Source organism: Kitasatospora sp. NPDC058478 (assembly GCF_042720345.1).
Classification (GTDB): Bacteria; Actinomycetota; Actinomycetes; order Streptomycetales; family Streptomycetaceae; genus Kitasatospora.
Genome location: NZ_JBHXML010000012.1, coordinates 1 through 14311, shown reverse-complemented (window position 1 = coordinate 14311; position 14311 = coordinate 1). Strand labels below are relative to the sequence as shown.

At 72.0% G+C, this 14311-nt stretch carries 15 protein-coding genes; 7 read left to right on the top strand and 8 right to left on the bottom strand.

Annotated elements, in window-relative coordinates; all coding sequences use genetic code 11:
* Window positions 1–63 precede the first annotated feature (63 nt).
* Window positions 64–1050, bottom strand: coding sequence for an ImmA/IrrE family metallo-endopeptidase (locus ACFWPT_RS09105; RefSeq protein WP_380379408.1), 987 nt, complete (start codon window positions 1048–1050; stop codon window positions 64–66).
* A 1089-nt stretch (window positions 1051–2139) separates the two neighbouring features.
* Window positions 2140–3123 carry a hypothetical protein gene (locus ACFWPT_RS09100; RefSeq protein WP_380480714.1) on the bottom strand — a complete coding sequence of 328 codons (984 nt, stop codon included), beginning with the start codon at window positions 3121–3123 and terminating at the stop codon, window positions 2140–2142.
* Between the two features lie 183 nt (window positions 3124–3306).
* Here ACFWPT_RS09100 and ACFWPT_RS09095 point away from each other — a divergent pair, with 183 nt between their 5' ends.
* Window positions 3307–3429, top strand: coding sequence for a hypothetical protein (locus tag ACFWPT_RS09095; protein WP_380379403.1), 123 nt, complete (start codon window positions 3307–3309; stop codon window positions 3427–3429).
* 78 nt (window positions 3430–3507) lie between these two features.
* On the opposite strand, the gene ACFWPT_RS09090 is transcribed toward ACFWPT_RS09095, so the two are convergent.
* The 3 genes from ACFWPT_RS09090 to ACFWPT_RS09080 all read right to left on the bottom strand — a co-directional run bounded on the left by ACFWPT_RS09090 (window position 3508) and on the right by ACFWPT_RS09080 (window position 5378).
* Window positions 3508–4053, bottom strand: a complete 546-nt coding sequence (locus ACFWPT_RS09090) for a hypothetical protein (protein WP_380480712.1) — start codon at window positions 4051–4053, stop codon at window positions 3508–3510.
* A gap of 137 nt (window positions 4054–4190) precedes the next feature.
* On the bottom strand, window positions 4191–4682 hold the full coding sequence (locus ACFWPT_RS09085) for a hypothetical protein (protein ID WP_380480710.1): 492 nt from the start codon (window positions 4680–4682) through the stop codon (window positions 4191–4193).
* 42 nt (window positions 4683–4724) lie between these two features.
* The gene (locus tag ACFWPT_RS09080) at window positions 4725–5378 is read right to left on the bottom strand and encodes an ArsR/SmtB family transcription factor (protein WP_380379395.1); all 654 of its coding nucleotides are present in this window, start codon (window positions 5376–5378) and stop codon (window positions 4725–4727) included.
* 138 nt (window positions 5379–5516) lie between these two features.
* Between ACFWPT_RS09080 and ACFWPT_RS09075 the strand changes: the two genes are divergently transcribed.
* From ACFWPT_RS09075 to mug, 5 genes are all read left to right on the top strand, one after another.
* A complete protein-coding gene (locus ACFWPT_RS09075) occupies window positions 5517–6893 on the top strand; it encodes an MFS transporter (protein ID WP_380480708.1) in 1377 nt (458 codons plus the stop codon).
* 397 nt (window positions 6894–7290) lie between these two features.
* The gene (locus ACFWPT_RS09070) at window positions 7291–8718 is read left to right on the top strand and encodes an APC family permease (RefSeq protein WP_380480781.1); all 1428 of its coding nucleotides are present in this window, start codon (window positions 7291–7293) and stop codon (window positions 8716–8718) included.
* Window positions 8715–9152 (top strand): hypothetical protein, encoded by a 438-nt coding sequence (locus ACFWPT_RS09065; RefSeq protein ID WP_063348912.1) that lies wholly within the window; start codon window positions 8715–8717, stop codon window positions 9150–9152. Before ACFWPT_RS09070 ends, ACFWPT_RS09065 begins: the two co-directional genes overlap by 4 nt.
* 207 nt (window positions 9153–9359) lie before the next feature.
* Window positions 9360–10382, top strand: a complete 1023-nt coding sequence (locus ACFWPT_RS09060) for a phosphatase PAP2 family protein (protein WP_380480706.1) — start codon at window positions 9360–9362, stop codon at window positions 10380–10382.
* Window positions 10379–10921, top strand: coding sequence for a G/U mismatch-specific DNA glycosylase (gene mug, locus ACFWPT_RS09055; protein WP_380480704.1), 543 nt, complete (start codon window positions 10379–10381; stop codon window positions 10919–10921). The genes ACFWPT_RS09060 and mug overlap by 4 nt, the downstream gene beginning before the upstream one ends.
* Window positions 10922–10957: 36 nt before the next feature.
* Here mug and ACFWPT_RS09050 read toward each other — a convergent pair whose 3' ends face one another.
* Entirely contained in the window at window positions 10958–11857 is a 900-nt protein-coding gene (locus ACFWPT_RS09050) for a sigma-70 family RNA polymerase sigma factor (protein ID WP_380480702.1), read from the bottom strand.
* Window positions 11858–11930: 73 nt separating this feature from the next.
* Between ACFWPT_RS09050 and ACFWPT_RS09045 the strand changes: the two genes are divergently transcribed.
* A complete protein-coding gene (locus ACFWPT_RS09045; RefSeq protein ID WP_380480700.1) occupies window positions 11931–12617 on the top strand; it encodes an FMN-dependent NADH-azoreductase in 687 nt (228 codons plus the stop codon).
* A 1-nt stretch (window position 12618) separates the two neighbouring features.
* Here ACFWPT_RS09045 and ACFWPT_RS09040 read toward each other — a convergent pair whose 3' ends face one another.
* Together ACFWPT_RS09040 and ACFWPT_RS09035 are read right to left on the bottom strand one after the other, a co-directional pair.
* Window positions 12619–13575, bottom strand: coding sequence for a M48 family metalloprotease (locus ACFWPT_RS09040; RefSeq protein ID WP_350876994.1), 957 nt, complete (start codon window positions 13573–13575; stop codon window positions 12619–12621).
* A 3-nt stretch (window positions 13576–13578) separates the two neighbouring features.
* Window positions 13579–14004 carry a BlaI/MecI/CopY family transcriptional regulator gene (locus ACFWPT_RS09035; RefSeq protein ID WP_063348908.1) on the bottom strand — a complete coding sequence of 142 codons (426 nt, stop codon included), beginning with the start codon at window positions 14002–14004 and terminating at the stop codon, window positions 13579–13581.
* Window positions 14005–14311: the final 307 nt, after the last annotated feature.

Sequence of the window (14311 nt, the reverse complement as noted above, 5' to 3'; positions counted from 1 at the left end):
CAACACCTGACGTCACATCGTTAGAATCGTCCGGCCAAGGTTCACCTGTTACCGGAAGAGCGGTCAAGCACAGTCGCGACAGGTGACACTGGCGCCATCGAACCGGCTCGGAGCCAGCACAAGGAAACATCGGTCGCAGGCGCGGTCCTTACCCATGCGGGCGGTGACGCAGCCACAGTGCGAGTCGGGGCATGTAGCGACGCCGCAGTGTTCGCACGGCGCGGTGCTGACCTCGAACGCCTCTCCGCAGGTCTCGCAGACCCACGATGTGCCGTACCAGGAAGCACCGGTGCCCGGCCGCGGGGCCGAGTACCTGCGCCAGGGGGCATTGTCCGGAACGAGGACCGCAACGAGGTAGTCCTCGTCGCACCAGGCAGCCTGTCCGTACAGCAACTCACTTTGCTTGCCTGAGCGATACTCCACGTACGTCCTGTCGTGCTGTGCCGTAGTCCCGGTCCGCAGCGCTCGCTCGACAAGGGGGTTGCCGGACTGATCAGTACCCCGGGCTGGGGGGATCAGACTGCGGGAGATGCTGAAGATCGTGGTGCCGTCGCCGTCGAGCAGGAGCACAGCACCACCCGCGAGATATTCCGCCGCCCGGACGCAGCACGCCTCACGCGACGCCCGCGAGTGGCGGAACATTTCGACGACATCCGTTGCGGACGGCCCCCGTAGCCGCACGTTCGCGGGGATCTCGCTGTCTGGAATCAGTACCCGAGCTGCGAACGCGTCGCATGCAGCATCCTCGAAGACTTCCGAGTCCTGCCAAGCAAACAGAGCCTGGCCGAGGCCGGGGTCGGTCTGCTGCAGGTGGTGCCCCAGTTCGTGCAGCGCAGTGAACCCGCGGCGCCGGTACGACCGGGAGGTGCCAACCACAAGCGTCGGCGGATCTGTCTGATCCATATAACTGCCGGCAACCGAGCATCGGCCTTCCCCATCCTCAGGTGCCGTCACGACCTGAAGGTCTGGCCAGGAGTTCAGCTCGGTCAGTGGATCTTCGCGCAGCGCTGCAAGAGAGCCTGGGTGGATCCTCTCGACTGCGGCGATCATGGCCCGCGCTTGCGGCGGTGCCTCCTCTACGAAGCGGCGCCGCATTACGTACCCGATCCGGCAAGGTCTTCACCGCGCAGGAACTGCCGGAGTCGACCTTCCCAGTCTGGATCTGCGCCACCAGTTTCGCGGGCAGCCAGCGCGAACGCCCCATAGCCACCCGTGAGGCGCGCATCCCCTTCACTGACGCCCAGCCGCTGGGCCCTGCTCCTCCAGGTCTGTCGCCAGCGGGGATGCTCCGCCGCTGCTACCAAAGCCGGTGGGAGGGGGCGTACCGCAGCGGCGACCGCTTCAACCGGCAGGCCTGTCACTTTTGCGACCCCCTCGGCCTGTCCCGGGGCCAGGGGTGTCGAACCCCGCAGGATCCTCATCACTTCCGGCTGAGAGAGCCCCAACGCTGTGCCCAGAGCCGGCAGGTCGGGGAGGCGGCCCTTCAGTAGCTCTCCGAGCGATACGACCTTTGCCGATCCCTCTGCCGCAGGCAGGCCAGGCGCCATCCGCAAGGCTTCGAGATCATCTTCAAGGACAGCTCGTACGTCTTCGGAAGCGTCGAAGACCGACACAGGGGCGATGCCCTGTCGGGCTCCCGCGGGTACGGAGGGTGCTCCGCCGGCGGCCGTCTCCGCAGCCCACGCCACGAGATCAGGTTCCCAAGAATCGACTACGCGGTCGAGGACACGCGTAGGAACTGGCCCAGCCAACCCTGCCCACACCGTTGTTTCTACCTCGAACACAGTGCGGTGGCCATCGACCACGAGGCTCGCTGCATCTTCACCCGGAGGGTCGATCGTCACCGGGACAGCGTGAACCTCGCGGGTCGCGAGTTCCAGGATCAGCACGAGGAGACTGGTCTCCTCCCAGCATGCACGCCATACCTGCCCTGCCGCGAGGCAGACTTTCTCGGGACCACCGAACCTGGCACGAAGCCCTTCGTTCGACAACTGCTGTGGTGCCATGGCCACAGCGGCCAGTTCAAGGAAGCGCTGGGGTACACCTGGTCCACTCATGGAGTCCTCCCGGCTGACATGGCTGAACAGCTCCACCCATGTTTGACGTCACAACCATCGCGGTGTCCGAGGGACCACGAGGTCACTCCACGTCGTGACTTTCGGTGCACAGCCTGATCACCTCCAGTCCCACACCGTGAACGTCATGCTCTCCAACCAGCTGCCTGAGCTTCTCCCGAAGGCGCTTCACCTTTAGGGCTGCCTGACTCCTGCCACATCCCAACAGCTCCTGGACCCTAGCCTGCTGGTCGGCAATGGGTACAAGGAGGCGCTCCTCCGGTGACAACGTCCCCACGATTTCCACTGCGGTGACGGCGGTGTCGAGTTCTGCTTCGGCAGCAACCACTACCTCTTCAGGCGTTGGGGCTCCGTCTCGGTGAATCCCCTCGAACTCGTCCCCCGTGGTCACGATCACCGGGTCGAGCACGGTCGGGAACCGTGCAGCGAAGACCGCGACCAACTGAGCGATCTCCATCGATCCAGCAGCCGCGCTAAGGACAGCAGTGACCAAGGCGACGAGCGACGTCTTGTCGGCGATTGGTGCCCGACGCGTTGTGCTGGACCACTTCGGTATCTTCACTGTCTGGACCGCATGAGAGGCAGTTGTCAGGTCACCGGTGGCGCCTGACCATGGATTCCATCCGCTTCCCGCCAGCCTCCATCGCTTGGCTCCGGACTCGCCTTCGGAAACCTGCTCGAAGTTTGGCTCGGAGGACAGCACTGCCTCCAATCGGCGGCGCAATGCGCCCAGGCCCGTCTGGCGGGCCCTGTCGATCAACCAGTTCCGAATCGACCTGCGCAGGATCCGACCCATCGAAGCATCGTCGGTTGCGCGGCTCAGCAGGTCGGCATTGAGGGCCTTGACCCGGTCCGCAAGGAAGTCGCCGAGCAAGTCCTCCCAGTCGGCAACCTGCCACCCCGATGCAGGAGCCAGTACGGGGAATCGTCGGGCTTCCTCCCGCACCAGCCTGTAGACCAGCTCCAGCCCTCCATACCCCAGATGGCCAAGATGATGAAGCTCTTCGAACTCGGAGATGGCTGGCCTCCCTCCACGGCTGACGGACACGGTACGCCCGGCGGCAATCCTTTGTCCCGATCTTGGCCATCCAGGTAGGGATCGGTTACTGGAGGCCTCGACAACAGCGTTGGCACCCTGCTCGGGCTGGACGACTGAACGCCACAGCCCGAGCGCTATCTCTCACCTTCCAGCCCTGCGAAGTGCTGCGAAACGAGGGCACATCCAGGGCACATGCGGGCGGAAACGGCGCTGACCAGTGAAAACTCCCGACAAGAGTTTTCCCAGGTCAGTGCCATGCTCGGCAGAAAACAGCAGGTCAGCGCGACGCTCGTGCAGTACGTGAACTACCTCTGACCCCTGGAGGGTTGTGCGGAAGGGCCCCGCCCCCGGGAGTTTGAGCTCCCGGGGGCGGGGCCTTTCGCGTGGATGGGGTCAGCCGGCGGCGGGGTGGGGGTGGGTGGCCGTGGCGAGGGCTTGGGCCTGGGCGCGCAGGGTGGCGAGCTGGTCCAGCAGGGCGGCCGGGCCGGAGGTCTTGGCCCGGGTCGGGGCGGTCGCCGTCGGGGCGGCCGGGAGCTGGGCGATCAGGCTCTGCAGGGTGGCCTGAAGGGTGGCGACGAGCTGCTGGACGGCTGCGGGGTCGGGGGTGGTGGACGTGGTCTCCGCGAGCAGGCCGGCGATCTGGTTGATGACGTCGCCGAGAGCCCCGAGGGCCGCGCTCGGGTCCGGGGTCGCGGGCAGGGCCGGGACGGCGGGCACCGGGACGGTCGGCAGGGCCAGGTCGGCGGGCAGGGCGAGGTCCGCCGGCAGGAGCGGGGCGGAGACCGCCACGTCGGCGGGCGCCGGGATGGCGGCGGGGTTCGGGGCGGAGGCGACGGTGGTGCGCGGGGCCGTGGCTTCGTGGCCGGCGGCGGACGCAGTGGTGACCACGGTCAGCGCGAGGGCCGCGATCAGCGCGGCGACCATCCGGGTGGCACGCATGGGTGCTGCTTCCTCTCAAGTGCGAGTCAGGCGGGATCGCCTGCTCCACACGGTGGGGCAGCATTCCTGACGCAGCCACCGCAGTTACGCCGAACGGCGCGCGGCAGCCGGCCGACGATGAGCCACCCGACGACAGGTCAGTCGGCGTCCGCCCAGCCGCTGGTGCCGCGGTGGGCGGACAGGCCGACGGACGCGAACTCGTCCACCCGGCCGGCCTCGGTGCGGGCGCCGATCCGCCGCAGGGCGCGGGAGATCGGGGAGCCCTCGGGCGGGAAGGGTTCGAACTCGCCCTTGGTGAGCGGGCCGAGGACGATCCGGCCGTTCTCCCAGACGGCGGCGCGCTGGGTGCCGCTGCCGCCGAAGTACTCGGCCTCGACGCAGGCGATCGGGCCCGCCTTGGACCAGGCGGCCAGCCGGAGTTCGAAGCCGCCCGGGTGCCAGCCGAAGCCGGCCGCCTCGGCGGGCTTCGTCGAGCCGCCGTCGGTCTGGAGGGCGGAGAGTACCGCGGGGGTGACCGGTATCAGGGCCAGCCCCTGCGCCAGCGGCACCACCCGGGCCGCCGAGGTTTCTGCCGCGGCCACCGCCAGCAGCTCGAATGTTCCTATCAGGGCCTGGAGTTCATAGGACATGCCGGTCATCGTGTCCCACCGCACCGACAGTCGGCGCGGAGTTTATGATTCCGTGCCCGGCTGGAGTCCGTAGAGCAGGGTGAAGACCGTCACGTCCACCGCGTCCTCGGCCGTGCTGGGCGCTTCCGCGTTCAGTTCGTCGATGACTGCGGCGAGTTGGGTCCGCAGCCGGATCAGCCGGTCCGGGCTGAGCCGCAGCGTCGAGTGCACGAACAGGCCGGGCGGCCCGACCGATCCGTCCCGGGGCGAGCTGAAGTCCAGCCGCCCGCCGAGGACCTGTGCCCGGAAGTCGCCGCGGACCCGGTCGATGGCGGCCAGGATGGCGTCGTACGCCTCGGAGCGGCCCGGGGAGTCGGCGGTGAACATCTCCGGGGCGAGCCGGATCGACTCCTGCGCGGCGGCGTAGCGGCTTTCGACGATGCCGGAGACCAGCCGGGTGCCGGCCACGATGACCAGCCCGGCCTTCTCCAGCTGCTTGATGTGCCGGTAGAGCTTGGTCTGCGGTTCGCCGAGCGCGGCGGCGATCTCCTTGGCGGTGAGCGGGCGTTCCTCGCCGGATTTCAGGGCGCCGAGGATGGCCAGCCGCAACGGGTCGGCCAGTGCCTTGAGCACGGCGACGTCGGCCACCTGGCGTTCCTTGACCCAGGTGGTGGGTTGCTCGCCGCCGTCGGCGGGTTCCAGATCGTGCTCGGCCACGGGCACCACCTTGGCAGATCGGCCGCGCCGCACGCAATCACGCTCTGGTGAGCGCTCACCCTTGCGCAACCAATCATGCTTCCGACATCATTCACGACAACGTGAATGATGTCGGAAGCGCGAACGGCGGGGTGGGTCATGGCGGGGAACAGAACGGCGGCTGACGAGTCAAAGACGGCGGAGGAGGCGCCAGCGAAGGCCGAGGCGGCCCCGCCGCCCGTCCCGCTGCGACGGAACCTGCGCTTCCAGGCGCTCTGGGCCGGCCAGGCCGCCGCGACGCTCGGCATGCGGATCGGCGACACCGCTTTCCCGCTGCTGGTCCTCGCGCTCACCGGTTCCTCCACCGCCGCCGGGGCCTTCGGGGCCGTACAGATGGTCACGACGCTGCTGCTGGGCGTCCACGGCGGTGTGGTCGCCGACCGCCTCGACCGCCGCCGGGTGCTGATCGCCTCCGACGCCGCCCGGCTGCTCGTCACGGCGACCGTCCCGGTTGCCATGGCCTTCGACCGGCTGACCCTGGCCCACCTGCTGCTCGTCGCCGCCGCCGTCGGGGCGACCATCGCGTACAGCGGCCCGATCCGGCTGCTGGCGCTGCGCTCGGTGGTGGCGCCGGAGCAGCTGCCGCAGGCGCTCGCCCAGGACGAGGCCCGGATGACCGGGGCCGCGCTGGCCGGTCCGCCGCTGGCCGGCTTCCTGTACGGGCTCGGCAGCGCGGTGCCGTTCCTCGGCACCGCGCTCGCCTCCCTGCTCGCGCTGGTGGCCGCGCTCGTGGTGCGCTTCCCCGGCCGCCCCGCCCCCGCACAGCCGAGCGGCGAAGCCGACGCGCAGCCGAGCGGCGAAGCCACCGCACAGCCGAACCGCGAACCGGGCGGCACGGAGCCGGCCCCCGAGTCCGGCGGCGCCCTGGCCGGGTTCCGCCTGCTCGCCGCCTCCCCGCTGCTGCGCTCCGCCCTGGCCGTCCTGCTGGTGGTCAACCTCGCCGGGACGGCCCTGATGCTGCCGGTGATGGTGCTGCTGCGGGACGGCGGCACGGGCAGCGCCGGGATCGGCCTGGCGCTGGCCGGCGAGGCGGTCGGGGCGCTGGCCGGAACGGTCCTGGTGTCCCGGCTGCACCGGCTGGCCGGGCCGGGCGTCCTGCTGCTGCTGGTGGCCTGGACCGCCGTGCCGGTGACGCTGGCGCCGCTGCTGCCGGGTGGGGTGGTCACCGTGTTCGCCGCGCTGTTCGTGGTGGGGATCGGCGTTCCGGCCCTGCGGGTGATGCTGGACCTGCTGGTGTTCCGGCAGGTGCCGGACGAGCTCCGCGGCCGGGTGATCGCGGCGACCATGACGCTGCTGACCGCGGGCATGCCGGCCGGGACGCTCGGCAGCGGCCTGCTGCTGGACCACCTCTCCCCCGCCGTCGCGCTGACCGCGATCAGCGTCCTGCTCGCGGCCGCCCTGCTGCCCGCGACCGTGAGCCGTACGCTGCGTCGCGCCGCCTGGCCGGCCCCGCAGGATCCGGCGGCCCGCCCCTGACAGTCGCTCACCCGTGCGGGTGCACGCCGCATGCGGCGTCCTCGGCAACCGGGTGAACTGGCCGGGTACGGCCCGCCCCGGGGCCCTTCCCGGGCGGCGTCCGCGCCCGGGGCGCCTCCCGCCCGGACGTCGCGCAGCCGACCGGGGCCGTACCGGAGGAGGACAGATGGGTTCCACGGACGCGCCCTCGCCCGGCCGGGGCGGCCCCGGCGAGGCCGCTGCCCCCGACGGTTCCAGCAGGTCCGGTGACCCGAGCAGCCCTGGTGAGCAGGGAGACCCCGGCGGCCAGGGAGGCCCTGGTGACCGGGGGAGCCCCGGTGGACCGAGGAGCCCCGGCGCCCCGACCACCCGCGAGCGGACCGGCTCGGTGGCCGCCCGGGTGGTCACCGCCCCCCGGATGTCCTGGCTGACGCTCGCCCTGATGACCACGAGTTCGGTGGCCAGCCTGCGCTCCGCCCCGACCATGGCCGTCTACGGCCTGGCCTGCGTCTTCCTCTACCTCGTCCCGGCGCTGGTGTTCCTGCTGCCGACCGCGCTGGTCTCCGCCGAGCTGGCGTCCGGCTGGGAGGGCGGCGTCTACCGCTGGGTCTCGGAGGGCCTGTCGAAGCCGCTGGGCTTCCTCGCCGTCTGGTGCCAGTTCGCGATGACGATCTTCTACTACCCGTCGCTGCTGGCGTACGTGGCGTCGACGATCGCGTACGTGGTGAACCCGAGGCTGGCCAGCAACGGCCCGTACACCGCCGTGGTGATCATGGTGCTGTACTGGACCGGCGTCTGGGTCTCCTCGCGCGGGACGAAGGCCGTGGCCGGCCTGTCCTCGATGGGCCTGGTGATCGGCACGCTGATCCCCGGCACGCTGCTGGTGGTGCTCGGCTTCGTCTTCCTCGGCCAGGGCAACGGCTCCGCCGCGCCGATGGACTCCGCGCACCTGCTGCCGCAGTGGGCCGGCCTGGCCAGCCTGGTGCTGATCGTCAACAACTTCCTCAGCTACTCCGGCATGGAGATGAACGCGGTGCACGTCTCCTCGCTGCGCGATCCGGCGCGGGAGTTCCCCCGCTCGATGTTCACCGCGTCCGCGATGGTGCTGCTGATCTTCATCCTGCCGGCACTGGCGATCAGCTGGGTGGTGCCGTCCAGCGAGCTGAGCCTGACGGCCGGCGTGATGCAGGCCTTCGACGCCTTCTTCCAGTACTTCGACATCGGCTGGCTCACCCCGGTGATCGCGGTGGCGCTGATCTCGGCCTCGCTCGGCGGCATGCTGACCTGGCTGGCCGGACCGTCCAAGGGCCTGTTGATGATCTCCCGGCAGGAGGGCTACCTGCCGCCGTTCCTGCAGAAGCTGAACCGGGAGGGCGTCCAGCAGAACCTGCTGGTCGCCCAGGGCGTGGTCACCACGGCGATCGCCCTGCTGTACGCGCTGATCCCGAACGTCTCCAGTGCGTACTGGATCTTCTCGGTGATCACCACGCAGGTGTACCTGATCGTCTACCTGCTGATGTTCACCGCCGCGATCCGGCTGCGCCGCACCCGGCCGGACCACCCGCGCGGCTACCGGGCCCCGGCGCTGGTGCCGATCTGCGTGGTCGGGCTGCTCGCCTCGGCGTGCGCGATGGCGATCGGCTTCGTACCGTCCTCGCAGTTCGGCAGCGGCAGCGTCTGGACGTACATCGGGATCGTCGGCGGCGGTCTGCTGGTCCTCGGCCTGCTGGTCCCGTACCTGTTCCTGCGGCTGCGCAAGCCCGGCTGGCGCTCCCCGGAGGCGGCGGCGGAGCTGGCCGCGCAGGAGTCGGCCGAGCTGCGCGGCGCCGCGGGCGGTGCGGCATGACCACGAGCCTGATGGCCTCCCGGCACCGCTGGATCTACCTCGGGGCGATCGGGCTGCTGGTCGCGATGCTGATCACCGGCCTGCTCTCGTTCACCCGGCTGCACGCCACCGACCAGGCCGACCGCAAGGCCGGGCAGCTCGCCCGGGCGCTGGGTTCGGCCGGCTATCCGGTGCCCGCGCGGGACCAGATCGTGCACACCCTGGGCGAGGACGGCGGCGCCGTCTGCGCGAACCCGTCGAACGCGCTGACCCAGGCGCAGTGGACGTCCGGCATGTCCAACGGCGCCGACGGGCCGGGCCAACGGCCGGTGCTGTCCGACCGCGACGCGGTGCGGGCCGAGGCGATCGTGCTCTCGGTGTACTGCCCGGGCAGGCTCGCCGAGATCCAGGACAAGATCGACGACCTCAACTTGCAGGACACCGTCCGCAAGTAGCCCGCCCGGCTTTCGAGGAGGACCCGACCGTGCCTCGACCCTTCACCACCGAGGACTACACCCCGCACGAGCTGGGCTTCGTCTCATGACGGGGCCGTCACCCCGCTGCTCCGCCGTCAGAACGGCGGCCCTGCTGTGCGATTTTCTTACGAGGCGGTCATGGTTCACCCAGCGTCCTCCAAGTTTGCGTTGGTAGTTTCGGTGAGCATGACCAAGCTGCTCAGCCCGGCCCCGCCCACCCCGGCGCGGGCCGGGCGACTGCGACCCCTGACCGCCCGCCCCCGTCGTACCGGCCTGTCGAGACTCCGGCTGCTGGCCTGGCCGGTCTACCTGACCGCGCTCGTCTGGTTCCTGCGCACCCAGGGCATGGCCTTCGCCAACGACGTGGTGTTCCTGTGGCTGATCGGTGCCCTGCTGACGGCGGCCGTGCACAGCGGGCACGGCCGCCGCGGCTTCCTGCTGGTGCTGCGCGACTGGGTGCCGGTGATGGCCGCGGTCTGGACGTACTCGCTGCTGCGCGGCTACGGCGCGCACACCCCGTGGGCCCCGCACTGGCTGCCGCAACTGCGCGCCGACGAGGTGCTCGGCTTCGGCGAGACCTGGACCGTCCGGCTCCAGCACGCGCTGTGGACGCCCGGCTCGCCGCACTGGTACGACTACGCGGCGACCGTCGTCTACCTCTCGCACTTCTTCCTGGTCTTCGTCCTGCTCGCGGTGCTCTGGCGGCGCCGGCACGACCGGTTCCGGCAACTGCTCGCCTGCTACCTGCTGCTCACCTTCGCCGGCTTCGCCACGTACCTGCTCTACCCGGCCGACCCGCCGTGGCTGGTCGCCCAGGAGGGCCACCTGCCGGGGCTCACCCGGGTCGTGTGGGACGTGATCTCCACCAGCGGGCTGCCGCAGGCCAACTCGCTGGTCGAGAACGGCAGCCAGTTCGCCAACGACGTCGCCGCGATGCCCTCGCTGCACTCCGCCTACCCGGCGATGCTGCTGTTCTTCTTCTGGCCGACGGCCCGCCCCTGGCTGCGGGCACTGCTGGTCGCGTATCCGCTCGCGATGGCGTTCACCCTGGTGTACGGCGCCGAGCACTTCATCGTGGACATCTTCGCGGGCTGGGCGTACGCGGCGGCGGTGGTGTTGGGCCTGCGCCGGCTGCGGAACCGGCGTACCCGGCTCATCAGGGAGCGGGCAGACTTGGCCGGGTGCCGAACCAGTCCCTCCCTCCCGTGAAGCCCACCGCCGAACAGCTCCAGGCGGCCAAGGACACCACCATCCCGGACGTCACCGGGCCCGGACTGCGGGTGCTGTTCTGCGGCATCAACCCGGGCCTGTGGTCCGGCGCCACCGGGCACCACTTCGCCCGCCCCGGCAACCGCTTCTGGCCCGCCCTGCACCGCTCCGGCTTCACCGCGCGCCAGTTCCGCCCGGACGAACAGGGCGAACTGCCCGCGCTCGGCCTGGGCATCACCAACGTCGCCCCGCGCACCACCGCCAAGGCCGACGAACTGACCGCCGAGGAACTGCGCGAGGGCGGCGCCGCGCTCACCGAGCGCGTGCTGCGGCTGCGCCCGCGCGTCCTGGCCGTGCTCGGCATCGGCGCCTACCGGACGGCCTTCGGGCAGCGGCGGGCCGCGATCGGCCGCCAGCCGGAGGGCATCGGCGACACCGCGGTGTGGGTGCTGCCCAACCCGAGCGGGCTCAACGCGCACTACACGCTGGACGCGCTGGCCGCCGAGTTCCGCCGGCTCCGGGAGGAGCTGGACGGCTGAGGGCTGAGCTGCCGGAGTGGCCGGGGCACGACCCGGTCACTCCGGCAGCACGGCCAGCTCCAGGGCGGCCAGCCGGGCCGGGTCGGCGACCACCTCGTAGCCGGCCACCCGGCCGTCCGCCACCGCCACCCGCAGCACCAGCCGCAACCGCCCGCCCGGGGCGATCACGATCCCCGGCACCCCGTCCACCAGCGCCACCGCGCCGAACCGGGCCCGCCGGCCGAACACCGTCGTCTCCCGGGCCACCGTCTCCGCGCCCCGGGCCACCAGGGAACGCCCGGCCGGCAGCGCGGCCGGATCGGCCCGACGCACCACGTCCGGCGCCAGCACCGCCAGCAGCGCGGCCAGGTCCCCGCCCCGGGCGGCGGACAGGAACGCCTCCACCACCCGCCGGTGCCCGGCGAGCCGCTCCGGCGGCAGCGCGGCCGCCCCGCGCACCCGCTGCCGGGCCCGGCTGGCCAGCTTCTTGGCGGCCACCGGGCTCCGGCCGACGATCGGCGCGATCTGCTCGAACGGCACCGCGAAGCCGTCGTGCAGCACGAAGGCGACCCGCTCGGCCGGCCCCAGCCGATCCAGCACGACCAGCAGCGCCCGGCCCACCGAGTCGACCAGCAGCGCCTCCCGCTCCGGATCCGCTCCCTCGGCCCCCGCGCCGGCCGCCGGATCCGGCAGGCCGTCCGGCAGCGCGTCGCCGGCCGCCTGCTCACGGCGCACCGCGCGGGCCCGCAGCACGTCCAGGCAGATCCGCGACACCACCGTGGTCAGCCAGCCCGGCAGGTTGTCCAACTCGTCCGGGCCGGCCCGGTCCAGCCGCAGCCACGCCTCCTGGACGGCCTCCTCCGCCTCCCCCGTCGACCCGAGCATCCGCTGGGCGACCGCCCGCAGCCGCCCCCGCTCGGCCTCGAACCGCGCCGCCAGCACCTCGTCCCGGTCCATCGGTCACCTTTCCTCGGCCCCGCCCGTCACACCGATGACGATCCACCCAGCACCGAAGTGACGGGAGAACGCTGTGACCACCACCACCCTGCTGCACCTGGACTCCAGCATCAGCCTCGGCGACTCGGTCAGCCGCGCGCTGACCGCCCGGTTCGCCGACGCCTGGCGCGCCCGGCACGGCACCGCCGGCCGGTACGTCTACCGGGACCTCGCCGCCGAGCCGGTCGCCGCGATCGGCACCGGGTACGCCATGCTCGGCCGCCGCGTCGAACGCAAGGGGACCATCCCGGCCTCCGACGTCGCCGCCCTCGCCGAAGGCCCGGACGAGGAACACGAGTGGTCCCTCACCCACCCGCTGGTCGACCGGCTGCTCGCCGCCGACACCGTGCTGCTCGGCGTGCCGATGTACAACCTCACCGTCCCGGCCGTGTTCAAGGCCTGGATCGACCGGATCAGCTTCCCCGGCGTCTACACCGACCCGGCCACCGGCGAGAGCCTGCTGCGCCGCACCCGGGTCGTCGTCGCGGCCGCCCGCGGCGGCGGCTACGGCCCCGGCACCCCGCGCGAGGCCTTCGACTTCCAGACCCCGTACCTGCGGGCCTACTTCGCCAGGCTCGGCGTCCCGGCCGAGCACCTGCACATCGTCCCGGCCGAACTCACCCGCGCCGACGACATCCCCGCCCTGGCCGGGCTGCAGCCGCTCGCCGCGAAGTCCCTGGCCGACGCCGAGGCCGCCCTGGACGCGCTCGCCACCGCCTGATCTACAGCGGGGTGACGGCCTTCAGCACCACCAGCAGGGCCACGGCGGCGTTGAGCGCGCACAGCGCCGACGCCGCCGTACCGGCCGCGGCGACCATCGCGGCCAGGCCCGCCCGGGTCTTCGCCGGGGGCCAGTTGCGGGACGTCGGCACCGGGCCGAGCAGTGCGGCGACCCGGCGCGGCACCGGGCCGGGCGCGGGCGCGGGGGCGGCGAAGGCCGCGAAGCCGGGCGCCGGCGCCGCGTGCGACACCAGGGCCGCCCGGGCCACCGCCCGCGCGGTGATCCGGCGGTCCCCCACCTCCTGGGCCGACTCCTCGTCCGCCCAGCGCTCCGCGCTGAACGCCACCGCGTACTGCAGCGGCCGCAGGAACGGGTTGACGCAGGCGGCCAGCTGGGTGGTCAGCAGGTACCGGTGGTGGCGGTGGCGCAGGTGCGCCCGCTCGTGCGCGAGCAGCGCCTCCCGCTCGTCCTCGGGCAGCCCGGCCAGCATCCCGGTGGAGACCACCACCCGCCCCGGCGAACCGGGCAGCGCGTACGCGTACGGGCTGCGGTCCGGCAGCACCGCGAGGTCGCCGGCCGACTCCGGCCCCGCCGGCAGCCCGGTCAGCGCCCGCCGGGCCCGGGAGCGCACCCGCAGGTGCCGGCCGACCGTCCGGGCACAGGCCGCGGCCACCAGGACCAGCAGCCACATCGCGGCCGTCCCGAACGTCTCGTGGTACGGCAGCGCGGCCCGCACCTCCGGGTCGGACCAGCTGTCCGGCAGCGGGTTGCCGGGGATCTGCGCGGTGCCCACCACGCCGATCAGGCCGAGGCAGAGCACACTGCACACCGCCATCACCGCGCTGATCACGGTCATCAACCGGGCCGCACCGCGCGGGTGCAGGTGCTGCTCGGTGAGACGCGCGATCGGCACCGCGGTCAGCGGCAGGATGAGCGGGAGGAAGACGAAGAAGCCCACGGGTCAGCTCTCACGGTCGGCCGCTGCCGGATCGACGGACGCGGCGTCCAGCAGCGCCCGCAGCAGGTCCTCGTCGTGCGGGAGCAGCGCGCTCACGAAGCTGGCCAGGACGGCGTCCCGGTCCGCTTCTCCGTCGAGCATCCGGCGCATCCGCAGGGCCGCCAGCCCGGCCGCGTCGGAGGAGGCCTGCCACAGGTAGGAGCGGCCCGAACGGGACCGCGAGACGGCGCTCTTGGCGTGCAGCCGGGACAGGATGGTCATCACGGTGGTGTACGCCAGGTCGCCCTCCAGGCGCTCCTGGACCCACCCCGCGGTGGCCGGGCCGGGCGCCTGTTGGAGCACAGCGAGCACCTGTGCCTCCAACTCGCCCTGGCCGCGCCGTCTGACGGGCGCTTCCGCGGCCGCCGAGGCGTGCCTCTCGTCTGCCATGACGGCCCACTCCCTCCGGATGCCGCGCCCCGTAGCCGGCGGGGCACGCGTTCATCCTAACGAGCGCGGGCCCGGCGCGAACCGGTTCGCGCCGGGCTTCCCGCCTCCACCGCCCTCGACGCGTCGCCCGAACGGCCCCGGCCCGGTTGCCCGGCGCCCCGGCCCGGCGGACGGTCGAAGTCCGTACGGTCCGCCCGTAGGCCTGTTCGGCCCCTGGAGTCTCAATGATGAAGTCAAGATGCCTGCGCGACCGGTGGGGCGGAGGTGAAGATCCGGTTGTCGCGCAGGAGCGCCCACAGCACGTTCG

What these genes read in the sequence shown, in the direction of transcription:
- ACFWPT_RS09060 (WP_380480706.1), top strand. Translation starts at nt 9,360, where the DNA reads ATGACCAAGCTGCTCAGCCCGGCCCCGCCCACCCCGGCGCGGGCCGGG.
- ACFWPT_RS09035 (WP_063348908.1), bottom strand. Translation starts at nt 14,004, where the DNA reads ATGGCAGACGAGAGGCACGCCTCGGCGGCCGCGGAAGCGCCCGTCAGA.
- ACFWPT_RS09075 (WP_380480708.1), top strand. Translation starts at nt 5,517, where the DNA reads ATGGCGGGGAACAGAACGGCGGCTGACGAGTCAAAGACGGCGGAGGAG.
- ACFWPT_RS09090 (WP_380480712.1), bottom strand. Translation starts at nt 4,053, where the DNA reads ATGCGTGCCACCCGGATGGTCGCCGCGCTGATCGCGGCCCTCGCGCTG.
- ACFWPT_RS09050 (WP_380480702.1), bottom strand. Translation starts at nt 11,857, where the DNA reads ATGGACCGGGACGAGGTGCTGGCGGCGCGGTTCGAGGCCGAGCGGGGG.
- ACFWPT_RS09105 (WP_380379408.1), bottom strand. Translation starts at nt 1,050, where the DNA reads ATGATCGCCGCAGTCGAGAGGATCCACCCAGGCTCTCTTGCAGCGCTG.
- ACFWPT_RS09065 (WP_063348912.1), top strand. Translation starts at nt 8,715, where the DNA reads ATGACCACGAGCCTGATGGCCTCCCGGCACCGCTGGATCTACCTCGGG.
- ACFWPT_RS09070 (WP_380480781.1), top strand. Translation starts at nt 7,291, where the DNA reads ATGTCCTGGCTGACGCTCGCCCTGATGACCACGAGTTCGGTGGCCAGC.
- ACFWPT_RS09085 (WP_380480710.1), bottom strand. Translation starts at nt 4,682, where the DNA reads ATGTCCTATGAACTCCAGGCCCTGATAGGAACATTCGAGCTGCTGGCG.
- ACFWPT_RS09095 (WP_380379403.1), top strand. Translation starts at nt 3,307, where the DNA reads ATGCGGGCGGAAACGGCGCTGACCAGTGAAAACTCCCGACAAGAGTTT.